The 23,384-nt window shown below is 40.1% G+C and carries 30 protein-coding genes; 15 read left to right on the forward strand and 15 right to left on the reverse strand.

The features are described 5' to 3' along the window. Positions 1–185: 185 nt before the first annotated feature. The 6 genes from JCM9152_RS11615 to JCM9152_RS11635 form a co-directional block, all read right to left on the reverse strand. Positions 186–572: an ectoine synthase gene (locus tag JCM9152_RS11615; RefSeq protein WP_035344372.1), complete on the reverse strand. Its 387-nt coding sequence runs from the start codon at positions 570–572 to the stop codon at positions 186–188. 102 nt (positions 573–674) lie between these two features. Further along, positions 675–1,958 (reverse strand): diaminobutyrate--2-oxoglutarate transaminase, encoded by a 1,284-nt coding sequence (ectB, locus tag JCM9152_RS11620; RefSeq protein WP_035344375.1) that lies wholly within the window; start codon positions 1,956–1,958, stop codon positions 675–677. Between the two features lie 76 nt (positions 1,959–2,034). After that, a complete protein-coding gene (gene ectA, locus JCM9152_RS11625) occupies positions 2,035–2,523 on the reverse strand; it encodes a diaminobutyrate acetyltransferase (RefSeq protein ID WP_268870724.1) in 489 nt (162 codons plus the stop codon). Between the two features lie 433 nt (positions 2,524–2,956). Next, positions 2,957–3,067: a YfhE family protein gene (locus JCM9152_RS23705; RefSeq protein WP_081728017.1), complete on the reverse strand. Its 111-nt coding sequence runs from the start codon at positions 3,065–3,067 to the stop codon at positions 2,957–2,959. Between the two features lie 521 nt (positions 3,068–3,588). Next, positions 3,589–4,137 carry a GNAT family N-acetyltransferase gene (locus tag JCM9152_RS11630; protein ID WP_173402070.1) on the reverse strand — a complete coding sequence of 183 codons (549 nt, stop codon included), beginning with the start codon at positions 4,135–4,137 and terminating at the stop codon, positions 3,589–3,591. Between the two features lie 616 nt (positions 4,138–4,753). Further along, complete coding sequence (locus JCM9152_RS11635) at positions 4,754–5,668, reverse strand: TIGR01777 family oxidoreductase (RefSeq protein ID WP_035344379.1); 915 nt, start codon at positions 5,666–5,668, stop codon at positions 4,754–4,756. Between the two features lie 97 nt (positions 5,669–5,765). On the opposite strand from JCM9152_RS11635, the gene recX reads away from it, so the two are divergent. Then, entirely contained in the window at positions 5,766–6,566 is an 801-nt protein-coding gene (gene recX / locus JCM9152_RS11640) for a recombination regulator RecX (protein WP_035344381.1), read from the forward strand. Between the two features lie 13 nt (positions 6,567–6,579). After that, positions 6,580–6,891 carry a YfhH family protein gene (locus tag JCM9152_RS11645; protein ID WP_035344383.1) on the forward strand — a complete coding sequence of 104 codons (312 nt, stop codon included), beginning with the start codon at positions 6,580–6,582 and terminating at the stop codon, positions 6,889–6,891. Positions 6,892–7,230: 339 nt separating this feature from the next. Here the strand turns inward: JCM9152_RS11645 and JCM9152_RS21925 are convergent, their stop codons facing one another. Then, complete coding sequence (locus JCM9152_RS21925; protein ID WP_081728018.1) at positions 7,231–7,386, reverse strand: YpzG family protein; 156 nt, start codon at positions 7,384–7,386, stop codon at positions 7,231–7,233. Between the two features lie 23 nt (positions 7,387–7,409). Beyond that, positions 7,410–7,562 (reverse strand): small acid-soluble spore protein K, encoded by a 153-nt coding sequence (gene sspK / locus JCM9152_RS21930; RefSeq protein WP_060526032.1) that lies wholly within the window; start codon positions 7,560–7,562, stop codon positions 7,410–7,412. Between the two features lie 168 nt (positions 7,563–7,730). On the opposite strand from sspK, the gene JCM9152_RS11650 reads away from it, so the two are divergent. After that, positions 7,731–7,889: a YfhJ family protein gene (locus tag JCM9152_RS11650; protein ID WP_369384557.1), complete on the forward strand. Its 159-nt coding sequence runs from the start codon at positions 7,731–7,733 to the stop codon at positions 7,887–7,889. Positions 7,890–7,932: 43 nt separating this feature from the next. Here the strand turns inward: JCM9152_RS11650 and JCM9152_RS11655 are convergent, their stop codons facing one another. After that, positions 7,933–8,913, reverse strand: a complete 981-nt coding sequence (locus JCM9152_RS11655) for a metal-dependent hydrolase (RefSeq protein WP_035344386.1) — start codon at positions 8,911–8,913, stop codon at positions 7,933–7,935. An 84-nt stretch (positions 8,914–8,997) separates the two neighbouring features. Here JCM9152_RS11655 and JCM9152_RS11660 point away from each other — a divergent pair, with 84 nt between their 5' ends. The 3 genes from JCM9152_RS11660 (at position 8,998) to JCM9152_RS11670 (ending at position 11,482) form a co-directional block, all read left to right on the forward strand. After that, a complete protein-coding gene (locus JCM9152_RS11660) occupies positions 8,998–9,348 on the forward strand; it encodes a hypothetical protein (RefSeq protein ID WP_235715694.1) in 351 nt (116 codons plus the stop codon). A 258-nt stretch (positions 9,349–9,606) separates the two neighbouring features. Next, complete coding sequence (gene mutY / locus JCM9152_RS11665; RefSeq protein WP_035344388.1) at positions 9,607–10,722, forward strand: A/G-specific adenine glycosylase; 1,116 nt, start codon at positions 9,607–9,609, stop codon at positions 10,720–10,722. Positions 10,723–10,726: 4 nt separating this feature from the next. After that, entirely contained in the window at positions 10,727–11,482 is a 756-nt protein-coding gene (locus JCM9152_RS11670) for an SDR family NAD(P)-dependent oxidoreductase (RefSeq protein WP_035344437.1), read from the forward strand. A 61-nt stretch (positions 11,483–11,543) separates the two neighbouring features. Here the strand turns inward: JCM9152_RS11670 and JCM9152_RS11675 are convergent, their stop codons facing one another. Further along, the gene (locus tag JCM9152_RS11675) at positions 11,544–11,879 is read right to left on the reverse strand and encodes a hypothetical protein (RefSeq protein ID WP_035344390.1); all 336 of its coding nucleotides are present in this window, start codon (positions 11,877–11,879) and stop codon (positions 11,544–11,546) included. 22 nt (positions 11,880–11,901) lie between these two features. After that, positions 11,902–12,123 carry a mother cell protein YfhS gene (gene yfhS, locus JCM9152_RS11680; RefSeq protein WP_035344392.1) on the reverse strand — a complete coding sequence of 74 codons (222 nt, stop codon included), beginning with the start codon at positions 12,121–12,123 and terminating at the stop codon, positions 11,902–11,904. A gap of 165 nt (positions 12,124–12,288) precedes the next feature. On the opposite strand from yfhS, the gene fabL reads away from it, so the two are divergent. From fabL to JCM9152_RS11700, 4 genes are all read left to right on the forward strand, one after another. Beyond that, the gene (gene fabL / locus JCM9152_RS11685; RefSeq protein WP_035344394.1) at positions 12,289–13,041 is read left to right on the forward strand and encodes an enoyl-[acyl-carrier-protein] reductase FabL; all 753 of its coding nucleotides are present in this window, start codon (positions 12,289–12,291) and stop codon (positions 13,039–13,041) included. Between the two features lie 58 nt (positions 13,042–13,099). Next, complete coding sequence (locus JCM9152_RS11690; RefSeq protein ID WP_035344396.1) at positions 13,100–13,315, forward strand: gamma-type small acid-soluble spore protein; 216 nt, start codon at positions 13,100–13,102, stop codon at positions 13,313–13,315. Between the two features lie 311 nt (positions 13,316–13,626). Further along, complete coding sequence (gene ntdP, locus JCM9152_RS11695; RefSeq protein WP_035344398.1) at positions 13,627–14,154, forward strand: nucleoside tri-diphosphate phosphatase; 528 nt, start codon at positions 13,627–13,629, stop codon at positions 14,152–14,154. 481 nt (positions 14,155–14,635) lie between these two features. After that, complete coding sequence (locus tag JCM9152_RS11700) at positions 14,636–16,375, forward strand: ABC transporter ATP-binding protein (protein WP_035344439.1); 1,740 nt, start codon at positions 14,636–14,638, stop codon at positions 16,373–16,375. Between the two features lie 416 nt (positions 16,376–16,791). Here JCM9152_RS11700 and JCM9152_RS11705 read toward each other — a convergent pair whose 3' ends face one another. From JCM9152_RS11705 to JCM9152_RS21935, 3 genes are all read right to left on the reverse strand, one after another. Then, entirely contained in the window at positions 16,792–17,862 is a 1,071-nt protein-coding gene (locus JCM9152_RS11705) for an FUSC family protein (RefSeq protein WP_035344400.1), read from the reverse strand. Between the two features lie 13 nt (positions 17,863–17,875). Continuing rightward, a complete protein-coding gene (locus JCM9152_RS11710; protein ID WP_035344402.1) occupies positions 17,876–19,174 on the reverse strand; it encodes a glutamate-1-semialdehyde 2,1-aminomutase in 1,299 nt (432 codons plus the stop codon). A gap of 136 nt (positions 19,175–19,310) precedes the next feature. Then, entirely contained in the window at positions 19,311–19,439 is a 129-nt protein-coding gene (locus tag JCM9152_RS21935) for a sporulation histidine kinase inhibitor Sda (protein ID WP_081728019.1), read from the reverse strand. Positions 19,440–19,591: 152 nt separating this feature from the next. Here JCM9152_RS21935 and JCM9152_RS11715 point away from each other — a divergent pair, with 152 nt between their 5' ends. The 4 genes from JCM9152_RS11715 (at position 19,592) to perR (ending at position 21,472) form a co-directional block, all read left to right on the forward strand. After that, positions 19,592–20,005 (forward strand): potassium channel family protein, encoded by a 414-nt coding sequence (locus tag JCM9152_RS11715; protein ID WP_035344404.1) that lies wholly within the window; start codon positions 19,592–19,594, stop codon positions 20,003–20,005. A gap of 56 nt (positions 20,006–20,061) precedes the next feature. Next, entirely contained in the window at positions 20,062–20,535 is a 474-nt protein-coding gene (gene bcp, locus JCM9152_RS11720) for a thioredoxin-dependent thiol peroxidase (RefSeq protein ID WP_035344406.1), read from the forward strand. Between the two features lie 61 nt (positions 20,536–20,596). After that, a complete protein-coding gene (locus tag JCM9152_RS11725) occupies positions 20,597–20,899 on the forward strand; it encodes a cyclic-di-AMP receptor (RefSeq protein WP_035344408.1) in 303 nt (100 codons plus the stop codon). A gap of 132 nt (positions 20,900–21,031) precedes the next feature. Continuing rightward, positions 21,032–21,472, forward strand: coding sequence for a peroxide-responsive transcriptional repressor PerR (perR, locus tag JCM9152_RS11730; protein WP_035344410.1), 441 nt, complete (start codon positions 21,032–21,034; stop codon positions 21,470–21,472). A gap of 259 nt (positions 21,473–21,731) precedes the next feature. On the opposite strand, the gene JCM9152_RS11735 is transcribed toward perR, so the two are convergent. Next, on the reverse strand, positions 21,732–22,100 hold the full coding sequence (locus JCM9152_RS11735) for a YgzB family protein (RefSeq protein WP_035344412.1): 369 nt from the start codon (positions 22,098–22,100) through the stop codon (positions 21,732–21,734). A gap of 275 nt (positions 22,101–22,375) precedes the next feature. On the opposite strand from JCM9152_RS11735, the gene JCM9152_RS11740 reads away from it, so the two are divergent. Beyond that, the gene (locus JCM9152_RS11740) at positions 22,376–23,248 is read left to right on the forward strand and encodes a nucleotidyltransferase-like protein (protein WP_235715695.1); all 873 of its coding nucleotides are present in this window, start codon (positions 22,376–22,378) and stop codon (positions 23,246–23,248) included. Positions 23,249–23,384 lie beyond the last annotated feature (136 nt).

Below are 23,384 nucleotides of genomic sequence, written 5' to 3' on the forward strand. Positions count from 1 at the left end.
AGAGAGAGAAGGGCATCGGCGTCCGTAAGTTACTTAGACTCTGTTCCGATTCATTTAAGGAGACCGCATTGCGGTCTCCTTATTTTTAAAAATAAGAATGAATAAAATAGGAGCCGAAGAAGCTAGCGGGTAGTACAATGGAGTTACCTGACGCTTATAAGAAAAGACTGCTACCGTGATTTTTCTTAATCTTCGTCTACTGGGTATACACCATTCTCATCATGGACTTCTCTTCCCGTAATCGGTGGGTTGAAAACACATACCATACGCATATCTGTTTTGGCGCGTAGGAGATGCTCATCATTTTTGTCCAATACGTAAATTTCATTTTTCTTAATAGGCCATACTTTATTATCAGCAAGTGTTTCGACTTCACCTTCACCTTCGATACAATAAACTGATTCTAAGTGATTTTGATACCAAATGTGCGTTTCTGTACCAGCACGAATAATCGTATCATGAACGGAATAGCCCATACCGTCTTTTTTCAATACGAGACGACGGCTAACCCAATTGCCTCCATCTACTTCTTGCTCTGTTCCAATAATATCTTCTAATTTTACAACTTTCATTTTAAAATAGCCTCCATGTCAGTAGTGATTTGATTGTCGTTTTATAAGAGAAGGGGATCTCAAGCAATTCTAAGATCCCCTTTTTTAAATCGTTTAATTTTATTAAGAAGTGACAAGCTCTCTAGCACCTAGAACCGCTTTAACACTATCTTCAATAATCTCAAACCCTTTGTTTAATCCTTCATCATCGATTGTTAAAGGAGGGAATAGCTTGAATACTTCATCATTAGGACCTGATGTTTCCATAATTAATCCACGTTCAAAGGCTTCCGCTGCGACCTTTGATGCTAGGCCGTCCACTTGAGAAGCGATTCCGACCATATAGCCACGTCCTTTTGCTTCACCTTCTAATTCAGGATAATCCGCAACGATGCGCTCTAAGAAGGAATAAATGCGTTTTGAACGCTCTTGGATATCCTTTTCAAACTTATCATCTTCCCAATAAGAAAGAGATGCTGTTGCTGTAATGAACGCATGGTTGTTTCCACGGAATGTCCCATTATGCTCACCAGGAGCCCAAATATCTAGATCAGGACGAATCAATGTAATCGCCAGTGGTAATCCCATTCCACCGATTGATTTAGACATACATACGATATCCGGTTTAATGCCAACTTTCTCAAAGCTGAAAAACGTTCCTGTACGTCCAATACCAGCTTGAACATCGTCGACAATAAGGAGGATGCCCCAACGTTTACAAATTTGCTCAACACGTTGTAACCATTCAAAACGTGCAGCATTAATTCCACCCTCACCTTGAACCGTTTCAAGGATCATTGCAGCAGGGATTTCGACACCACTACCGCCATCTTCTAGGAAGCGCTCAAGGTACTCTAGCGTATCAAGGCTTTCACTGACAAAGCTATCATACGGCATCGTCACGGTGTTCTGTAATGGAATACCAGCACCTTTACGTTTAAAGGCATTTCCTGTTACGGAAAGTGCACCAATTGTCATACCGTGAAATCCGTTAGTGAAGCTAATAATATCTGTACGCCCTGTTACTTTGCGAGCTAACTTTAATGCACTTTCCACCGTGTTCGTTCCAGTTGGTCCTGGGAACATAACTTTATAATCAAGGTTTCTAGGCTTTAGAATGACGTCATTAAACGTTTTTAGGAATTCGGCCTTTGGTGCTGTTGCCATATCCAATGAGTGAGTAATTCCATCATTTAAAATATAATCAACGAGCTTCGCCTTCATATGTGGATCATTGTGACCATAATTAAGAGCGCCTGCCCCTGCAAAGAAATCAAGATATTCTTTACCGTCCTCATCCCACATTTTGTAGCCTTTTGCTTTTGTAAATACAGTTGGGAAACTACGGCAATAACTACGTACCTCAGATTCTAATTCTTCAAAAATCTTCATATTTGTTTGACTCATTATTTGTTTTCCTCCTGTTTTTTGACCCTTTTTCAAAAAGGGAATGGTTTCGTTTCACTGACAAGTCCTTATTTGCTTAGCGAATAGGTCCAATACGGAATGTTAACTCTTCTTCATGACCATCCTCAGGGAAGAGATCTTCTGAAAAGCATTCCTTCACTTCACATTGTGTATCGAACTTTTGGCTTAATCGCCGGAATAATGCTTGAGATGCTTCATTTGAAGGCGTAATCGTTGCTTCAACAAATTTGACATCAGCACAACCAGGTCGATTAACAAGTTCTTCTAGCATTTTTGACGCGAGTCCTTTGCCGCGTTGAGAAGAATGAACGCCTATCTGCCAAACAAACACGACATCTTGCCGCTCTGGAGGGATAAATGCTGTAACGAATCCTACTACATGATCGTTCTCTTTTGCTACAACACAAGTCTCTGCAAAAAATTCACCCATCATAATGTACTTGTACGCAGAGTTTTGATCGAGTGTTGATTCATTGACTAAATTCCACATGCCTGCTCCGTCTTTAACAGTAGGTTTCGAAAAGACAACCTCATCCGTTTTCAACGCTACAGGAGTTCCTTGGCTTTTAATATCAGTTTCCTCCTTCGAAATTCAATTTGTTAAATGAACTATTATTATGATAAGCGTGTTCGGGAAAATGGCGCAACTTACCAAAAGAAGGATTAATCGTGATGAGCCACTCTTAGATTGGTTGAATGGAAGTAAGAACATGAATGGCTGTAAATACTGCTGTATGGTTAGGTTTCCTTACAATTTGAAAATATCAGAAATTTTCAAGTGGAGTTGTATCCTTTGCTGTATAAGGGTTTATGCGCTATTTGGATGGAAGGGATTTTTTTGTTAAGAAATTATGAAGAAGCAAATTTGAAAAAAATGGGTGAGTATTATAGTGAGATACCAATTAAGAAATCGATAGATGAGAGAGAGGGATGTCTTAAAAATACAGTTTGAGACATCCTCAGGGGAGATAGGAATGTTATCTTCGTGCGGCTCTGTCAGCAGCTCTGAATTCTGAACCAAATTTCACTTCTTGTGCTTTACGTAGTGTTCGTCTTTCTTCTTGAGCTCGGCGTTTTTTACTTTCCATTGTGTCTGTCACCACTTTCTGATTGGGTTAGTACTAGCTTCGTCAAAAGAAAGTCGTTTTATCCTAAGAGAAGGGGTATATAGTGAGTTAAATTCAAAAGCAGAGGAGGCTGATGCCACGCAAAGAGCCCGTAAGAGGGGCTAAAGGGAATCCTCCTGCCGTAAAAAAGCTAAATTCCCATTGTATGAGTAACAAATGAAATCCTCATTCCTTTAATCAGTGAGATCGAGTACAAAATAAGAAAGAAAAGTTGAAATAGAGGAATCAGGGCACCATAGCGATGCAAAAAAGTAAAATAGAGTGAGAATAGAGGAATGAGGAACCGAATGCTACGTGAGATCACACGCCAGTCATCTTGCCACGCAAATTTGAGCGCGTAAAAGACTAAAGAAAATCCTCCTGAAGTTAAAGGAAGAATCCCGCTAACTAAGGAGGAATAGAGGCTACAAATAGTGAAGCACAGCACACACATGGCATTCTAACTCTTGTAAAGGCTGCGTACAACGCAATTGGGGATTAGACTATGCTTCTTTTCGTTCGATTGTTGGTGAAGTTCTCATTAAATGAAGATGATAAAGATCCTTTTCAATTTGAAATAAGTTGTAGTCTCCCTTTTGGTTGAGCGCTTCGAAAATATCAGGACGTAATTCATTAGCCAGTGTACAATAAGGCAGCTTTAATGCAGCGTGGTAGGACCTTTCGTTATGCTTACGAATTCTCATATAGACCGTTTGAATGTCACAGGAAAAAAACAATTCATTGAAGAAGGCTTCCTTTGCTCTCTGGTTATAACCAAGTCCAAAATAAGGTGAGCCGATCCATGTACCTAAAAAGCCTGATTGTTCATGAACATCATACAAATTAATCGTGCCGATCGGAGAGCCCCATTCATCGACAATAGTCCTTGAAATTAATTCTCCGCACTCCTCAGCTTCGATTGTCTTTTTTGTCAAAAAGACATATTCATCATACGTATGTGCCTTTTCCCGTACAAAGGGAAAAACGGCTGGGTCTACTAATAATTCATATAAGTGATGGCAATCTGCGACATCTCTTTGTTTTAAAATCATCAAAAAAACCCCCCTTGATAGAGGTAGAATGGGAATCCACCCTCGAATTTAATAATCAAACACATCAAATTCGGGGTGGGAATCGAACCCACTAGAACCAGCCAAGCTGATGGCGCACCAATTGCCTTCCCATTCGCTATATAATGGAATAATAACGTATAATACGCTAAAATCGTTAGTTATTCATATGAAACACATCATTTTTATTAATATACGACGTTTAACTCTATATTCCTCTTTTATATTAAATGTTTTTTTGTAAAAAAGATACCACTTTTTCATGAAATTTTCATGAAAAAATTAATCATTTTTTTACAAAAAGATTAAGGAATAGACAAGGTTTTCAAAGAAAAAGGTGGGGTGCAAAAAAAGAGGGAAAAAGCAGAAGAAAAATGAACAAGTATGCGAATTGAACTTCTTATGAAAGAGGCCATTCAAAAACGGCAATTGTTCCCTTTTTGAATGGCCTCGAAGCAATGAGTGTAGTTGCTAGATCTTTTAAAGTGGTGTGGTGAATGACTTTCTCGCCATAAGACAGGTAGTGAATGGAGCTATTTCAACAGGAACTTAAAGAAATTCATTGTCCGGTTTCCTTAAATCATCACAGTCTTTTCAGTCAGTTCTTCCCTTTTAACGTATCAGTTAGAGCAGGTTCTAACGTAGCATATTGGAACGTGTAGTCGAAGTCTGCGCTTTTCTTTGGTAAGACCTTTTGTCCATCAAGTACTAATGTACTCATTTCTCCGAGTACGACCTTAAGGAGAAAGGTTGGGGTAGGGAACCAGTGAGGTCTATTTAGTATGCTTGCTAATGTTTGGCCGAACTCTTTCATTTGAACTGGGTTTGGAGCTGTTACATTTAATGGTCCTATAATTGCACTGTTTTCTATGGCAAGAGAGAATAAGCGCACAACATCGTCCATGTGTACCCAGCTCATCCACTGTTCTCCGGTACCGAGGTTTCCACCTGCAAAAAGCTTATATGGCAGAAGCATCTTCGGCAATGCCCCTTCCTTCTTGTCAAGTACGATTCCTAGCCGACAAAAGGCAACTCGTACCCCGAAATCACGGGCTTTAGCGGCTTCCGTTTCCCAACTATTTACGACTTTCGTTAAAAAGCTATCATCAACAGGCTCTGAGTCTTCAGAAAAGGTTTTACTCGTTGAATGGCCATAATAGCCTATCGCTGATGCATTGACTAATACGCGTAAAGTAGGAGTAAGCTGCTTGATTAAGTCGATGACTGCACGTGTTGATTCGATGCGGCTGTTGAGAATCGCTTGCTTTCGCTCTTCTGTCCATCTGCCAGAGCCGATTGATTCTCCTGCTAAGTTAATAATAGCCTTGACACCTTGCAATTCTTTTTCAGGAGTAGCTTTATCATGTAACCATTCGACATAATGAACTTTTTCTTTTACTGGTTTGTTTGTAGCATCTCTTGTTAAAATGTAAACAGTATGTCCTTGTTTCGTTAAATGTTCAGTTAAAGCAGAGCCGATTAAACCTGAGCCACCTGCGATTGCAATGTTCAATTGGTTGACCTCCCTTTAGACATTGACATGTATAGATTTATTGTAAGGGTTCTATGATAAATAGCCAACATTAACGGTTTGAAGGAGTCTGGAGAATATGGTAGCTATTACGAAAATAGAAGTTCAAAAGAAGAATAAGTCGAGGTATTCGATCTTTGTGAATCGCGGAAATGGAGAAGAATATGGCTTTAGCGTTGATGAAGATGTTCTAGTCAAATATCGTCTACATAAAGGACAAGAAATCAATGAAAAGGAATTGCGGGCCTTAATTGAAGCAGATGAAGAAAGGAAGGTTTACCACTTAGCTATTCATTATTTGTCTTATCGAATGCGCTCACGCAAAGAAATTCGTGATTATTTAATCCGAAAAGAGAAGGATGAAAAGTATATTGATATAACAATAAAGAAATTAGAGCAAGAAAAATGGTTAGATGACCGGGAATTTACACGAGCTTATATTCAATCAAAACAATTAACACAAGTGAAGGGACCGATGAAATTAAAGCAAGAATTAATGATGAAAGGAGTGAATGAAGAAATTATTGATGCTCATTTAATGGAAATACCATTTGAAGAATGGGTGGGAGAAGTGAGAAAGTGGATTGAAAAGAAAGAGAAACAGGATATACGCTTGTCACAACGAGCGAGGAAAGATAAGCTCGTTGGGCAGTTATATACAAAAGGCTACACCGAAGCGATTATTTCAGAAGCGCTAAGCACGTTTGAAAATGAGGATCACGAACGTGAAGAATGGAAAGCGATTTGTTATCAAGGGGAAAAGATAAGGAAAAAGTATCGACATTTACATGGCTGGGAGTTCCAGCAAAAGTGTAAGCAAGCCCTTTATCGTAAAGGCTTCTCAATCGATCTAATTGAACAATTTTTGAAGGAAGAATAAGGAGTGAATTCTAGTGACAGAGAAACGATTCAGTGAAATGACCGAACATGAGTTGAGAACAGCGATAGCTGATTTTAACGAGAAAGCTAAGAAGGCAGAACAAATGGGTATGTCGAACGAATTTGCAGTCTATGAACGAAAAATGTTAATGGCCCAAGCTTATATGTTAGATCCCATTGATTACAAGCCTGGTGAAATTTATTCTGTAAAAGGTAGCACGTCAAGCTTTAAAATTGATTATTTGAATGGTTATTTTGCTTGGGGCTATCGAGATGGAGCTAAGAGCTTAGAAGCTGTTCCAATTTCATTGCTTGAAAGAAAATAAACGAAAACGACATCCGAGCAGGTGATTTCATGTTTGGATGTCGTTGCATTTGCACAAGGCTATTTTGGGAATATCCCGCTTTGGATTAAACAATCTTGACCTAGGCTATTAACATCTTCATGTTTGATTAAAGATATTGTTTCCGATTTCGAGTACTTTCTTAAACGTATTTCCCCACCCGGAGCATGAAGCTTCAATTGAACAGTTAGTCCATGTAGCAGATCAAGCGCTTTATATAAAGGGAAGGATTGTTTAGCTTTTACGGTGTTCTACTGAATGGTAATGATAAAAGCGCCTTACGATGAGTATAAGGCTCATCGTAAGGCTTTCTACAGCGCATTAACTTCGTTGGATTCGGCGGTGGATTCTTGTTTTGATATCATGCTGTGACATTTGTGTTTCACCGTTCACTTGATGTGAAGCATGTTTAGGATTGGCTCGAGGAGAATCAAATGGACTTTTGTATTCGAATGCATGCATCGTTTCCTTATTCATGACGGACACCTCCGATTGATCAACTACTTTTCTTGCTCTTGGCTATTTTTCATTCGCTCTTGTGGGCGCGTATTAATTGTCCCGTTTGGTCGTAATGATTCATAGGTGTTGTAATCTTTCGGTGAACTTCCTTTGAAGTTAATATGATTAGGAAAGTCCTTTGCTTTGTTTCTCACGAATGCCCCTCCTTTAAACATGTTCAGTAATAGTATGGTTTGATATAATGTGATTATTTCACGCAATGATTGACAAAGGAGGCACCGATATGGAAATTCGCTTTCAACGTTTAACGGAACAGCTTCTTGAAGCGAACATGGGTTGAAAGTTTATGGGAGGATTTTGAGGTGACAAGAGCGAAGGGTGGCTGGAGCTACAAAGGGCAGGACATGACGGAGAAGGTTGTCACCAAATGGATAGCTCAATATGGCCCGCATCTTCATCATTATAAGCCGAAAGAGAAGAAGTTTAACCATTTGAACAACGAAGATCCGTTTCCACATTAACGAGTGTTTTCGGCGGTCAGCGACCGCCAAAATCTACGAACGATTAGGGGAGGACGATGTTAAGTTTCTTCTGTAAGGCTTCTTCGCTGAATACCCAGCCGGTATAGGAATTCATAACTGAAAGCTCCTCATCTAGCTGGACGATCGCCACAAATGGATAGTGGCCTTTGCTGCGATATCTAAGATCAACGAAACGAACTTCTGTTATGCCATCCTTCTCAAACGTTTCCCAACGATATGTTGGTGAAAAGGAAAGAAAAGCATCAAGGTTTGCGTCTTGTCGTGCAGCATTTAAGACCTCTGTATCAGGAATTGGATCAAAGGCATATTGCTCAAAGTATTCCAATTGACGGTTACGACATTCTGTTACATACATGACGCTAGGCGTTCGAATAACAACGTGCCATTGACTCCAGTTTATAGTTGGTGAAACAAAGACATGTGTTGCGTCTGGGTGGGCTTCTTTGGCGATTTGTACGACAGCTTTCTTTGATAAAATCCTCCATATATAATAGAGGGCGATTATGATGTACAATATCAGCATGACAGGTCCGGGTGAAGACCCAACTAGCCATAGGGAAAGAGCAACTAAGTGACTAATGAAAATAAAAGGGTCGAAGATATTAATGACGCCAAGTGCAATCCATTTATTCGAGAAAGGTCTTAATGCTTGCGTGCCATATGCATTAAAGATGTCAACGAAAACGTGTAGGAACACAGCAATAAAAGACCAAAGTAAGATCGTTTGCCAATTGCTTGTGCCTGTAAATAATGTAATCCCACCTGTAATGAGTAACGGCCATGTGAAAAGTGCGGGTACAGAATGGGTGACACCTCGATGATTCCGTATGTAGACGGCGTTGTTTTTTAATTTTAAAATCGTATCAAAGTCAGGAGCTTGTGAACCGATAATGGTTGCAGTCATGACCGCTGCTGGTAAGAGCGGGTCGTTTGCTACAATGGGATCTAATGTAGCTAATCCACCAAGTGCGATACCCATCACCACGTGTGTTCCAGTATCCATGCTGAGATCCTCCTTATCGGTTGAAATAGGTATAGTTTATTTATACCCGAAAGTGAAGAGATTAAAAAGGGAGACAAGGAAAAGATGACGAAACCTTTACAAATTTTCATGGAGTATAAAATAATACCACAAAAAATTAAAGAATATGAAGCGGCGATGGAAATGGTACTTACGACATTGCCAAATTATGATGTAAGTGAAATCGAATGGTTTGTCGCAGAGGATCAGCCATACCTATATGTTGAAATGTTTGAAGTGCCGACGGTCTCTCATTACCAAGCATTAAAGAAGCTAAGGCAATCTACGGAGCATCCTGTGTTCAGCTCAATTGTCCCGTTTATTGAGTGGAGAGAAGAAAATCCATTGCTGGGCCTTTCAACGAAAAGGTGTATAAGAGGTTGTTCAAACACGAAGTCTTGTCTGGATGATTTGTAGTCGTAACGGTTCCTCATTCCGCTAAATAAGGGAAAAATGCAGACAAAGCGAATTTGGGAATCCTTATTCCTCTAATGTGATTGTTTTTAGAGGAAATGAGGATGAGAAGGCTTAATAAAGGAATGAAGATCCGCTAAGCAGTCGAATTAAGCAGATAGAGATCAAATAGAGGAATGAGGATCCTAATTCTAGTTCTATGTGGCGCTGAAATAGGTAAAAAAATTTTTTCAATGCCTTTTTAACAACAAGGGGGAGAAGATGAGTCAATCATATGTAGAAGATTTTTCACAGAAAACATTTCAGGTAGCTCTTGTTGAGTGGTTCCATTCGCAGAAACGTAACTTGCCATGGCGACAGACGAGTGATCCTTATAAAATATGGGTATCGGAAATTATGCTTCAGCAAACCCGTGTCGATACGGTAATCCCTTATTATCAGGCATTTATAAGACAGTTCCCTACGCTTTTGGATTTAGCAAAGGCAGATGAGGATGCGATCTTAAAAGCGTGGGAAGGATTAGGTTATTACTCACGAGTTCGTAATTTGCAAAAGGCAGCGCAGCAGGTTCTCGAACAATTTAATGGAGTCGTACCAGACACTCGTGAAGAAATATCAAGTCTTAAAGGAGTTGGACCCTATACGGCAGGGGCGATTTTAAGTATCGCCTATGGAAAGGCTGAGCCTGCAGTAGACGGAAACGTGATGAGAGTGCTTGCGCGAGTATTGTTAGTTAATGATGACATTGCTAAGCCTGCTACTCGAAAGCTCTTTGAGACGATATTATACGATCTTATTCATAAGGAAGATCCATCTGGATTTAATCAAGGACTTATGGAGCTAGGAGCACTTATCTGTACGCCTACCTCGCCAGGCTGTTTAATCTGTCCAGTACAACAAGTTTGCCGCGCTTATTCCGCAGGAAAGCAGGACGAGCTACCAGTGAAATCGAAAAAGAAAAAGCCAAAGTCCAAAGAGCTCGCAGCAACGATTGTTCAAAATGATAACGGTAAAGTGTTGATTGAGAAAAGGCCGGAAAATGGCTTGTTAGCACGACTTTGGCAATTTCCGATGGTGGAAGCAAGGAGAGACGAGCAGGTAAACGCAATCTATGAGCAATTTGCGACATATAAGTTCTCATTAAAGCTTGAAGACAAGGTGCAGGAAGTGGAGCATGTCTTCTCACACTTGAAGTGGACAATTGACGTGTATGAGGGAACGGTAGGGAATCAGTCTTCCACTTATACTTCTGAAAGCAAATGGGTTGAAATCGAAAGGCTAGAGGATTATGCCTTTCCCGTTTCCCATCAAAAGATCATTGAAGCATTAAAAGAAAGACAGCAATTTGAGAAGAAAATGAAAGGTTATGGAAGGTGATTCGATGGATTTGCAGCTAAACGGAAAAGTAGCCTTAGTAACAGGCGGGTCTAAAGGAATTGGCTTGTCGATTGTTAACGGTCTGCATGAAGAAGGAGCGAGAGTCGTCGTCGTTGCGCGAGGAAAAGAGGCTTTAGCTGACATAGAACAAAAGCTTGCCAATGTCGAGACGATAGTAGCAGATTTAATGGATCCAACAGAGCGTGAGGGTGTTATGGGACATATCATCGAGCGTTATGGCAAGATCGATATTTTAGTGAATAATGTTGGTGGAAGTAACGGAGGGGCAATTAAGGAAACGAGTATGGAGCTTTTTTACGAGGGGCTAGAATTAAACTATTTCTCAGCCGTGCATTTTAGTAAATTAGCCTTACCGCACATGAAGACCCAGCAGTCTGGCGCGATTATTAACATTTCATCGATTTTCGGACGTGAGGCAGGAGGGAAGGCAACGTATAATAATGCGAAGGCGGCGATGATTAGCTTTACAAAGGCATTAGCTGATGAAGTGATGGCCGATGGGATTCGGGTGAATAGTGTCGCTCCTGGATCAATTTTACATCCGACAGGTAATTGGCAAAAAAGAATTGAGGAAAACCCTGAGAAAATGAAGCAGTTTGTTGAGGAGGAAATTCCAGGAGGACGCTTCGGCCGACCAGAGGAAGTGGCGAACGTCGTTGTCTTCTTAGCCTCAGAAAAAGCAAGTTGGGTATCAGGTGCTACTATTAATGTCGACGGTGGACAGTCAAATAGCTTTTAATAATGATAACGTACACCATGAAATGCTCCATGTTCATGGTGTACGTTATTCGTTACACGATCTATTGATCATCATTAATGAGGTGGATTTCGCGGATCTTTGCTTTCGTTTCTTCTGTTCCTAAGCGATATAGCTCCTCAAATACGTCATTTAAGCCCCTTTGGTATTCGTTCTTGTCACGATCTCCTTCCTGATCGTCGAAATGACGAAAGGTAAATAAGTTTCCAAGTTCAACGTCATGAGCTTGTACTTCGCGTAGAAGCTTTTCGAGTTCTTTCTTTTCTAATGATGTCGCTTCGATCTCATATTCAATGAGCTGACCATCATTCACGCGGATAGGGCTAATATCATCCATACTAATCGGGTTTAAATTTACATAATACAATTGCTTTTCCATTGGATTCTTCCTTTCTATGCAGTTAATCTGGATGAATTTCGGTTCCGTTAGTCCAGGTGGCGTCGTGCTTTAAGCCCCCTCTTTGTTCAATTTCCTCAATAATTTCGCGATGGATCGTCACACCCTCTATATTTAAATAAGGGGTTACTTGCTGCATACTATGATGGAAATAGGCTAATTCTTTATCTGTCCATTGTTCAATGGATAGCATCGAAAGCTCGGTCATATCACGTCCAACATACATATTTATACCTCCTAATGATTATGGCTCGCTCAAACCATTTTATAGAGATTGTTCTAAATGACCTCTATTTATTGCTTTTAAACAGGCTTTTATAGTGTTCCTGTTCGTCTTTTGCACTATACGGTATAATAGAGGGAATTGTTGATATTGAAGGAGGGAGTGTAAGTGGAACAAAGTAAAGTAGCACTAGTAACCGGCAGTAGCCGTGGAATTGGAAGAAATATCGCACTTAAATTAGCCAAAAGAGGATATGACATTGTCATAAATTATGCGCGAAGTAAAAAGGCTGCGCTTGAAGTGGCACAAGAAGTTGAAGCACTTGGGCAAAAGGCACTCGTTATTAAAGCGAATGTAGGGAAGCCAGAAAAAATTAAAGAAATGTTTACGCAAATTGATGAAGAGTTTGGAAGGCTTGACATACTTGTGAACAATGCCGCATCTGGTGTGTTGCGACCAGTGATGGAATTAGAGGAAAGTCATTGGGATTGGACGATGGATATTAATAGTAAGGCTCTTCTTTTCTGTGCGCAGGAAGCGGCAAAGAGGATGGAGAATAATGGAGGTGGCGCGATTGTCAGCTTAAGCTCTCTCGGTTCGATTCGCTATTTAAAAAATTATACAACCGTTGGTGTATCAAAAGCTGCAGTCGAAGCATTAACACGTTATTTAGCTGTGGAGTTAGCGGAAAAAGGGATTCGAGTCAATGCCGTATCAGGTGGCGCGGTTGATACAGATGCTCTCACTCATTTTCCTAACCGTGATGAATTATTAAATGATGCCAAGGATCGTACACCTGCAGGTAGAATTGTTGAAACGGAAGATTTGGCAAAGGCTGTTTTATTCTTACTTTCCGAAGATGCCGATATGATTCGAGGTCAGACTCTCATTGTTGATGGGGGAATTTCGTTATTAACGTAATTTTTTTGAATAAAGTTCTCACCCCCCGGACACCTTAATAATCGTGGAGGTGAGATACATGAATAACAACCAACAACAACAGCAACAAGCGCAGAAACAAGCTGCACAAACAAACAAGCAGCAAGTTCGTAAGCAAAACGCAGCTTCTGCACAAGGATCTAGCTTAAACACTGAGTTCGCTAGCGAAACAAATGCACAAGAAGTTCGCCAACAAAACCAGCAGTCTCAAGCTCGTAAACAACAAGCTTCTGCGAACCAGCAGCAACAAAAATAATTGCTGTCAATCAAAAATACCTTCTGGCATAACGTCCAGAGGGTATTTTTTTGTCGTTTCTATGAATGCGATTATTACATCCAATGGTTCTCTGTATATCGTCCTTTTTAACACTATCCAAAAAATGTGCATGTATAAAATAGTCAAATCATTTCAAATCGAATCTGAAAGAGTTATAATAGATGTGAAGGAAAATGTTTAGTGATTGTAAAGGGTAGTGAATAGAGAGGATACGTGTGGTTTTGGGCTGTATATAAGGAATCCTACTCTACCTACTGACGTCTTTAAAATGGAATAGAAAGGAGTAGCCTATGAATTTTCCCAAAGTTGGAAGCAACATCGAAATCCATAGCTACAAGCATAATGGATTGATTCATCGCATTTGGGAAGAAACAATTGTGCTTAAAGGGACGTCAAAGGTTATTATTGGAGGGAATGACCGGATTTTAGTGAAGGAATCTGATGGTCGACATTGGAGAACGCGAGAACCTGCAATCTGCTATTTTGATGCGGAGAAATGGTTTAATACGATAGGTATGATTCGTTCGGATGGGATATACTATTATTGTAATTTAGGTTCTCCGTTTACATGGGATCAAGAGGCGGTAAAGTATATTGATTATGACCTTGATATTAAAGTTTTTCCTGACATGACCTTTAAGCTCTTAGATGAAGATGAATATGAGTTGCATAGTAAAATGATGGAATACCCACCTGCCATTGATACGATATTAAAACGTAGTGTTGATGAGCTTATATCATGGATCCATCAACGAAAGGGGCCATTTGCTCCGCAATTTGTGGAGAATTGGTATGAACGTTTTTTACAATATCGATAGAGCAGGTTGCGATTATCCAGTTGCGTGGATGAAGGGCTTCTAATCAGAAGTTGTCCCGTTAATAGGGACAACTTTTTTAACAATAAGAACGTATAACGCCACCCTAAAAAACGTTTAAAAGTTGCTAGTTGAGTAGGACATTGGCTTCGGCGTTACACGCTTTGTCGCGGCTTAGCACGATGCAATGGACAATAGCCGTTGCGTGGTTTTTGTTATATTGAATGGAACGTCATTCTATTCTATTAAATGGGCGAAATACGAAGGTGGAACGTCAATCTGCTAATACGCCAGAAGAAGTGAACAGCGAGGCATATATGCTTAAATAGCGGAACGAGAATCCATCAATGAGAATGCAGGGGAACTCGCGGGGTGACGTTGTCCACGTAGCACGACTGCGCAACATACAATTAGTAAGAGTTGCACCAAAATGGTAGTAATTTTAGAGAAGAGATAGACGCTATGGCTTGAGGGGTGATTGACACTGGAGAGTATGAAACGTTATATGGCATTTGTAAAGCCATATTGGAAGGAAATTATTATTACTGTTTTAATTGGACTATTAAAATTCGGAATTCCATTAATGCTCCCGCTTGTGATGATGTATGTAATTGATGATATTATTTTTGCCGAAGCGATGTCGCAGGATGAGAAGATGTCCACTCTCGTTAAAGTAATGATCGTAATGGGGATTCTATTCGTTGTCGTCAGACCACCGGTTGAATATTTCCGGCAATACTTTGCACAATGGATTGGTAGTAAAATTTTGTATGATATTCGTGACCAGCTTTTTACTCATATTCAGAAGCTGAGCTTGCGGTTTTATTCAAATCGCAAAGTAGGAGAAATCATATCAAGAGTGATTCATGATGTGGAGCAAACGAAGAATTTTGTCATTACGGGACTTATGAATATTTGGCTGGATTTAGCGACGATTATTATTGCACTTATTATTATGTTTAATCTCAATGTTTGGCTTACACTCGTCGCGATTTCGATGTTTCCGTTCTACGGATTTTCCGTTAAATATTTTTATGCGAGACTACGTGAATTAACTCGTGTTCGTTCTCAAGCGCTGGCTGAGGTGCAAGGGCATTTGCATGAGCGTGTGCAAGGAATGAATGTCATTCGGAGCTTTGCGTTAGAGGATTATGAGCAAGGGCGTTTTGCAGAGCGTAACAAGCATTTTCTCAAGCGGGCGATTGATCATACGAAATGGAATGCTAAGACGTTTGCCGTCGTCAATACGATTACCGATATTGCGCCATTGCTAGTGATCTTCGTGTCGGGTTATATTGTCATTACCAATCAGCTTGAAGTCGGTGTGATGACAGCCTTTGTCCTTTATATGGAAAGGCTGTATGGTCCTTTGCGAAGACTAGTGAATTCGTCAACGACGTTGACACAGGCGATTGCGTCAATGGATCGTGTATTTGAATTTATTGATGAGAAGTATGACATTAAAGATAGTGAAAATGCACAGCCGTTGGATCATGTAAATGGGCAAGTAACATTTCATGATGTTAGCTTTGAATATGAAGAAGACGATCGTATTTTGCAAAACCTGAACTTTGAAGTTAATAAAGGAGAGACGGTCGCCTTTGTCGGAATGAGTGGTGGTGGGAAAAGTACACTTATTAGCTTAATTCCACGGTTTTACGATGTGACGTCAGGGCAGATTTTGTTTGACGGTACTGATATACGGGAATTTCAAGTGCGTTCTCTCCGTGATAAAATCGGCATGGTTATGCAGGATAATATTCTATTTAGTGATTCGGTTAAGCAGAACATATTAATGGGAAAGCCTGATGCAACAGATGCGGAAGTGATTGCAGCGGCTCAAGCGGCAAATGCCCATGAATTTATAATGAATTTACCAAATGGCTATGAGACCGAGGTTGGTGAACGTGGGGTGAAGCTTTCTGGTGGACAGAAGCAACGAGTGGCGATCGCTCGTGTATTTTTAAAAAATCCGCCGATTCTTATTTTTGATGAAGCGACTTCCGCCTTGGATTTGGAAAGTGAGCATTACATTCAGGAGGCGATGGAAAAGCTTGCCCGAAATCGTACGACATTCATCGTCGCGCATCGCCTATCCACGATTACTCATGCCGATCGGATCATTGTGATCGAAAATGGACGTATTATTGAAGAGGGGAATCATCAAGAGCTAATGAACCGAAGAGGAGCATACAAGAAGCTGTTTGATGTCCAACAGCTTTAAAGAATTGCTCTCTTATGACGTTGTAAGGACGTTGTAGGAGAGCTTTTTTGTGAAGGAAGCCAGGGCAGGTGAGAGAATTAAGAGTAATCCTCATTCCTTTAAAATGGGGATAACCTCGCTAAAGCGAAGGGAAAGGAATCCTTGTTCCTCTATTCAAGCTAAATGGATGGAAATAGAGGGAGGCAAGGACAAATAGCGGAATGAGGAACCGAAAGCCATTCAAACGCGTTGAAATGAAGGAAATAGCGGAATGAGGAACCGCAACGAATGATTCGAGGGAGATGTAAGCGAATTCGCAGGTGGCGTTTGCTTCGCTCGTTACAAGTTATTCTGAAAAACCCCACTTTCAGAATAACTTCAAACCATTGTAACGGCTCCGCACAATGCAAATAAGAAAAGACGCTAACGCGTTTTTCTTATTCTACCTTCACTTTGTTCTCGCTTGTGTGGTAGCTGAAGAAGCTGTCGATGAGCTGTTCGAGGTGCTCTAGTTGTTCTTGGTATTCGGTTAATTGGGTAATGGCTGGAAGGGTGTGCATCCATTCTTCTCCGGTTAATGTCTCCTGATCACGTAATACAATTAATTGATTAAATAAGGCTTCTTTTCGTTCATTTAGGGCGAGCTTCGTCGAATCGGTTTGTTCGACATGAGCTTTACCAATATAACGAAGCATTAAGAGCTCGTGGTAGGCTGTAAGCTCGTATAGTTGTTTCTCAAGTAATTCGTGAACCTCCTTCGCTTGTTCATGGAGGTTATTTAAGCGGCTTTCGATATTTTTCAGGACGAAGAGTGATTTCTTTGTTGTGATCGCCATTTGTCGGAAAAGAACGACCTTCCGTGCTTTAGCGTATTTATTACGCATGAAGTAATTTCGTTCTTCTTTATAATATAAATACAGGTTGTCGATCTCGACTAATTCTTCTTCAAGTCGGACGATATCCTTCTTAAGTGCATGGTGATCGGCGCTTAGTCTAATAAATAACTGTAGCCATTGATGAATATCTTCAGAGACTTTTAAGATTTTCTGGTATAGCTTCGTTTCATATTTAGGAGGAATGAAGAGCAGATTAATGATAAATGCCGACAGCACTCCTAATATAATAAGGGAAAATCGGCTTAGAGCAAATTCAATAAAGTTCGACCCTGGGCTTTCCATAATAATGATGATTGTCACAATTGCAATCGGAATGGTCGTTGGTTCAAGCTTGAATTTCAAAATAAGAGCGATCGCCAAGACGACTGTAAGCCCAATGACAAACGGATCGGCTCCTAGCGTTAAAACGAATATCACCGCAAGTACTGCCCCGATCATATTCGCTTGGAATTGATCAAGTATCGTTTGGAACGTCCGATAGATTGATGGCTGAACCGCGAGTGCTGCTGTTAAGGCAGCAAAGGTCGGAGGTTCAAGACCGATCCATGAAGCGATATAGAGTGAAAGTATAATCGCTAAGCCTGTTTTGAAAATGCGTGCACCTAATTTCATGTTTATCCCTCATTTATTTTGCGGCGTTCATCACAGCGAATGCTCCATCAACAGCAGCTAATGTTTGGTCTATATCCTCATCTGTATGAGCAATCGTCAAAAACCATGCTTCATATTTGGACGGAGCTAAATTAATTCCACGCTTGAGCATTTCTTTGAAAAATTCGGCGAACTGTTCACTATTGGAGTTTTCGGCTTGTTCATAATTCGTAATCGTTTCTTCTGTAAAATAAATGGTTAAAGCTCCCTTTAAACGATTAACGGTAATCGATTGATCGTGCTTTTTGGCCAATTGAATTATACCTTCCTCTAAACGAGCGCCTAAACGATCAAGGCCATCGTAAAGTCCTTCTTCCTGTAATACTTCAAGACAAGCAATTCCGGCACTCATCGAGGCCGGGTTTCCAGCCATTGTTCCAGCTTGGTAAGCAGGTCCAAGTGGAGCGACCTTTTCCATAATATCTGCCCTTCCGCCGTAAGCGCCAATCGGTAAGCCACCCCCAATAATTTTCCCTAGTGCAGTCATATCTGGTTGGACACCGAGTAAGTCTTGAGCGCCACCATACATAAAGCGGAAGGCTGTAATAACCTCATCATAGATCACAAGAGCACCATAATCATGAGTGAGCGAATTAACAGCCTCTAGGAAGCCTTTCTGCGGTTGAACGATTCCGAAGTTACCGACAATCGGCTCAACAAGAACAGCGGCCACCTCATCGCCCCATCTTTTTAATGCTTCTTCGTAAGCATTAATGTCATTGAACGGGACCGTAATCACTTCCTTCGCGATGCTTTTTGTGACACCAGCTGAGTCTGGAGTACCTAAAGTAGAGGGACCAGATCCAGCTGCGACGAGAACAAGGTCTGAGTGCCCGTGATAACAGCCGGCAAATTTAATGATTTTATCTCGACCTGTGTAAGCACGTGCAACACGAATAGTTGTCATCACTGCTTCCGTACCAGAATTAACAAAACGGACTTTCTCCAGTGAAGGGATAGCTTCTTTTAACATTTTCGCAAAAGTGTTTTCTAACGTCGTCGGTGTTCCGTACAAAACGCCACTTTCGGCTGCTCTTTGTATAGCCTTCGTAATGTGCGGATGTGCATGTCCAGTAATAATCGGACCATAGGCTGCAAGATAATCAATGTATTGATTACCATCCACATCCCAAAAGTAGGCTCCCTTTGCTCGTTCCATAAAAATAGGTGTCCCTCCACCGACAGCTTTGTAGGCTCGTGAAGGGCTATTCACACCACCTAAAATATGTTGTTGTGCTTCTTTATAGTATTGCTCTGATTTTGACCAATTCATGATGATCTCTCCTATACTTATTCCTTGTCATGATAGTATTCAATCATAGATGCCAAAGAAGGGCAAGTATCCAAGAGAGTACTGAAAAAGTTTGAATACCTTGCCTCCCTTCGGCTAATAGGAGAGATGAACATGTTTAAATTCGATCTTGGAGGTTTCTTCTTTTGATTTCTTCTAGTAATAATGTGAGAAAGGCTTCATTTAATTGTGCTTTTTTTGCTTGAGCATAGGCTTCTAACAGCTGTTCATCTGTTAAATTTTGCATCACTCAACCCTCCTCTTGTAATAAGATAAGTACAGATGTTCCCTTACTATTTTACCAGTGGAAAAGTAGAAAAACTATTAGGAAATGTAGGAAACATGTCCTTCTAACGGTCAATTACTATTCATATAATGGAAAGGAGGGAGGGGGAAAATATGAAGCTGATTGTCGTCATAATATTATTGATTTCAACGGTTGGAACAGTTGTGAGTCTACTAATGCTTTTACGATTTCATCCCCACCCTTCAACGCACCTTGTTTCGTTAAGGCACTTTGGTCTTCTCATCCTCGTATATGTTACGTTAATCTCCTCCTTTGCGATCCTGTATACAGGAGTTGAACTGATTGGCATTCGTGTCATTCAAATCGATGCACCGTTATTCGGAGAAACGATTAGTATGCTTGATATGATGTACTTTAGTGCAATCACGATGCTCTCAGTTGGATATGGTGATATCGTTCCAATTGGATTAGGACGTCTATTTGCGGTTGTCCAGTCTCTCATAGGCTTTCTTTTGCCAGCGGCATTTGTCATGAACACATTTTTGCAAGCAAAAATGGGACGGTAGTTGTATTTCTTCTGCACATCAGCTACTCTAGAAGAAACGATTGAAGGGATGATTGAATCATGGTCGAAATAGGACAAGCCGCACCTACTTTTACACTTGAAGACGTATCAGGAGAACGTGTATCGCTAGAAGACTTCCGTGGCAAACAGGTTGTCTTGTATTTTTATCCGAAAGATATGACACCTGGCTGCACGACACAGGCATGTGATTTCCGCGATCATATGGAGGACTTCTCTGCCTTAAATACCGTCATTATCGGCGTAAGTCCTGATCCGGTTTCAAGACATGAGAAATTTAAGGATAAGTATAACCTTCCTTTTTATTTACTAGCAGATGAAGATCATCAGGTGAGTGAGTTATATGGTGTTTGGAAGCTGAAGAAGAATTTTGGCAAAGAGTATATGGGCATTGAACGTTCAACCTTTATTATTGATAAAGAAGGAAAGCTAATCAAAGAATGGCGCAAGGTACGTGTGAAGAATCACGTCGAAGAGGCATTAACGTATATTAAGGATGAAATAGAAGGATAGACAGGAACCAATCCTTTCAACGAAGAGTATAAATAGATAACAGGATATAGGAGGAAAGGCGATGAAACTGCTTGTATGTATTATTGATAACTTCTATAGAGATGAAGTTGAAAAGCAATTGAAGCAAAAGGATTACCGTATGACAGAACTCGCGAGCTCTGGTGGGTTTTGGCGTAAGGGGAATACAACTTTCTTGTTTGGAGTTGAAGAACAGGATGTCTCTATATTAAAGGAATCGATTAAAGAGGCATGTCTAGATTTAGAGAAGAAAAAGCAACGAAAGAGTAAACAAGCTCATCGCTTCACCTCATTTTTAGTAGACGTGAAGGATTCAGCGCCTTTTCTGGCAGCGAACCAACGGTAAAAAATGTATCGAACTAGCGACATGATCTAATTACAAAATATTCTTCATGTGACCTTGATTGACAATGTGACCGTTCGATATTATACTAATTACAAAGTAAGAATGGTTTTTTAGAAAGAGAGGTGCATGACTATGTCTGGTCATCGCTTACAAGATGCACTTGAAACGTTGAAAAGTACACGTGTGCGTATGACTCCTCAGCGTCATGCGATTCTAGAATTCCTATTTGAATCAATGACCCATCCAACAGCTGATGATATATACAAAGCGTTAGAAGGGCGTTTTCCAAATATGAGTGTCGCGACTGTTTATAATAACTTACGCGTCTTTAAGGAAGCTGGTATCGTAAGGGAGTTAACGTATGGTGATTCATCGAGTCGTTTTGATTCGGTGACATCCGATCACTATCACGTCATTTGTAATGAATGTGGGAAGATCGTCGATTTCCACTATCCGGGATTAGATGAAGTGGAGACACTTGCTGAGCATGTGACAGGATTTAAAGTGCTAAATCATCGAATGGAGATTAATGGCATTTGTCCGGATTGTCAAACAAAAGCAAAGCAACATTAAACAATGGAGCTCAAATGGTTAATAGCTGTTTGGGTTTCTTTTTTTATAAGCTCACGATGGATACTGATTATAGAAATAATTTTACGAGAGACTAGGGATTGCTATAGCGTAGTATATAGATCAAGGCAGCGGTGAGCTACTACCATATTGCTTTTGCATGAGGTAGCTCACCAGTGCTAAGTAACGATCAGATAAGGGTATTTTGAGAGAAACTCACTTACATTTCAAATGAGAAAACATGCTTGATAATGATAGTCAGTTATGAAGGATCGCTTTTTTCTTGCTGCTTCTTATTAAAGGCTTCATCGAATTCTTTTCCTTCTAATGATTTGTCTAATGTAAGAGGTTCGCTACAGTGCATGCATGCATCGACACGTCCTAGCATTTTTGTGGCGCCACCACAATTTGGACAAACGACTTGGATCGTCCTCGTTGATAGCATACCAATCCAAAAGTAGACGACTGTGCTCGACATGACAAATAGAAGCCCAAGAAGCATGGCAATAATCATAATGACCTGTGATTCACGAAAGAAGATTCCGATGTACATGACTAATATCCCAACAAAAACAAGACCTAACGCAAAGGTTCTGATTTTGTTAATTTTGTTTGCGTATTTCAATCCCACGTTTTTCCCTCCTAACTCTTCATAAGGGCCTGAAAAAGTTTAATGTTCATCCTTTTTGATGCCCTTTAAGTAACGAGTGAAGCCATTGCTTGTCAAATCATAGGAACTGAAATAGTTGATTTGTACTTTTTCAGTGGCCTCCTTCATTCTAGTATATCATAGAAGGCCATTATCGGATTTGACAGAGAAATGAATTGTCGGTAGAAGGAATTTTTTTGAATGTGGAGAATAGTTAGTATAGATTTGCATGTGATTAATAAGGAGTGGGAAGAACTATGGTGATTGATCAATCTTTGCGTCAAATGTATCAGAAGTATGCAAGTCATGATGGGACTTTAGCTATTGTTGTGGTTGAAAAGGTGAATGTACCATTAACGGTTACGGATGGATTTGACGTTGTTGTTCTTCTTATTAAAGATGATTCTAATTATTCATGGGATATCCATCATTATGTAATAGAACAGAAGTCTGTTTCTTTTCATTGCATTAGTATGGAGATGATTGATCAAACATTAATGACGGGAAATCATCGCCGTTTAATCGATTGGGTTGTGAATGGAGAAGTGGCCTTTGATCGAAATGAAAGTTTACGTATGATTAAGGAGCGAATTGATGCTCTACCTGCTGGAGATCGTCAAAAGAAACTAACGATCCAATTTAGTAAATTGTTAAGAAGGTTTGAAGAGGGAAAAACCTTTTTTCGTGAAGGGCACTTATATGATTCGTTTAGTCATATGATGCACGCTCTTCATCACCTTGCTCGCTTGTCGATCGTTGATCAAGGAATGTATTCAGAAGTTATCGTTTGGGAGCAAGTGAAAAGAATAGATCCACAAATTTATAAATTGCATCAGGAGCTTTTTAATAGTAACGAATCGGTTGAAAAGAGAATAGAATTATTATTGTTGGCGATGGAGCTTGCTATTCAATCGAAGACGGATATAGGAAGTCGGCATTTCTTAATGGTATTGACAGAGCAGAAACGCCCCCTTACGATGACTGATTTAATGAAATTAAATGAACTTGAAGCATATCGTGTTGATTTAGAATTACTCGTTCGTCATTTAGTAGAAAAAAGAAAGCTAAAGGCTGAAGAGCAGCAAGTAAGTAATCAGGAGTATAAGCAATATATTTATTCACGTTGTTGATCTTGAAAAAAAGTATTGACGTTATTCTTCTACGATGATATATTATTATTTGTCGCTGAAATGAGCGATGAATTATTTCTGAAAAGATCTTGACATCAAAAATGATTTGATGTTATGATACAAAAGTCGCTGAAAA

It is taken from the genome of Halalkalibacter hemicellulosilyticusJCM 9152, from assembly GCF_000513115.1.
Lineage (GTDB): Bacteria > Bacillota > Bacilli > Bacillales > Bacillaceae_D > Halalkalibacter > Halalkalibacter hemicellulosilyticus.

Bases quoted from the DNA above. Each gene is read 5' to 3' on its own strand.
- JCM9152_RS11655 (WP_035344386.1), bottom strand. From the start codon at position 8,913: ATGGATACTGGAACACACGTGGTGATGGGTATCGCACTTGGTGGATTA.
- JCM9152_RS21935 (WP_081728019.1), bottom strand. From the start codon at position 19,439: ATGCAAAATTTAACAGATGAACAGCTGTTAGAAGCCTATGCTCAAGCA.
- JCM9152_RS11740 (WP_235715695.1), top strand. From the start codon at position 22,376: ATGGTGATTGATCAATCTTTGCGTCAAATGTATCAGAAGTATGCAAGT.
- JCM9152_RS11670 (WP_035344437.1), top strand. From the start codon at position 10,727: ATGGATTTGCAGCTAAACGGAAAAGTAGCCTTAGTAACAGGCGGGTCT.
- recX (WP_035344381.1), top strand. From the start codon at position 5,766: ATGGTAGCTATTACGAAAATAGAAGTTCAAAAGAAGAATAAGTCGAGG.
- JCM9152_RS11715 (WP_035344404.1), top strand. From the start codon at position 19,592: ATGAAGCTGATTGTCGTCATAATATTATTGATTTCAACGGTTGGAACA.
- mutY (WP_035344388.1), top strand. From the start codon at position 9,607: ATGAGTCAATCATATGTAGAAGATTTTTCACAGAAAACATTTCAGGTA.
- JCM9152_RS11725 (WP_035344408.1), top strand. From the start codon at position 20,597: ATGAAACTGCTTGTATGTATTATTGATAACTTCTATAGAGATGAAGTT.
- ntdP (WP_035344398.1), top strand. From the start codon at position 13,627: ATGAATTTTCCCAAAGTTGGAAGCAACATCGAAATCCATAGCTACAAG.
- ectB (WP_035344375.1), bottom strand. From the start codon at position 1,958: ATGAGTCAAACAAATATGAAGATTTTTGAAGAATTAGAATCTGAGGTA.
- JCM9152_RS11660 (WP_235715694.1), top strand. From the start codon at position 8,998: ATGACGAAACCTTTACAAATTTTCATGGAGTATAAAATAATACCACAA.
- JCM9152_RS11675 (WP_035344390.1), bottom strand. From the start codon at position 11,879: ATGGAAAAGCAATTGTATTATGTAAATTTAAACCCGATTAGTATGGAT.
- JCM9152_RS11710 (WP_035344402.1), bottom strand. From the start codon at position 19,174: ATGAATTGGTCAAAATCAGAGCAATACTATAAAGAAGCACAACAACAT.
- JCM9152_RS11705 (WP_035344400.1), bottom strand. From the start codon at position 17,862: ATGAAATTAGGTGCACGCATTTTCAAAACAGGCTTAGCGATTATACTT.
- JCM9152_RS23705 (WP_081728017.1), bottom strand. From the start codon at position 3,067: ATGGAAAGTAAAAAACGCCGAGCTCAAGAAGAAAGACGAACACTACGT.
- JCM9152_RS11615 (WP_035344372.1), bottom strand. From the start codon at position 572: ATGAAAGTTGTAAAATTAGAAGATATTATTGGAACAGAGCAAGAAGTA.
- perR (WP_035344410.1), top strand. From the start codon at position 21,032: ATGTCTGGTCATCGCTTACAAGATGCACTTGAAACGTTGAAAAGTACA.
- JCM9152_RS11630 (WP_173402070.1), bottom strand. From the start codon at position 4,137: ATGATTTTAAAACAAAGAGATGTCGCAGATTGCCATCACTTATATGAA.
- JCM9152_RS11690 (WP_035344396.1), top strand. From the start codon at position 13,100: ATGAATAACAACCAACAACAACAGCAACAAGCGCAGAAACAAGCTGCA.
- yfhS (WP_035344392.1), bottom strand. From the start codon at position 12,123: ATGTATGTTGGACGTGATATGACCGAGCTTTCGATGCTATCCATTGAA.
- JCM9152_RS21925 (WP_081728018.1), bottom strand. From the start codon at position 7,386: ATGAATAAGGAAACGATGCATGCATTCGAATACAAAAGTCCATTTGAT.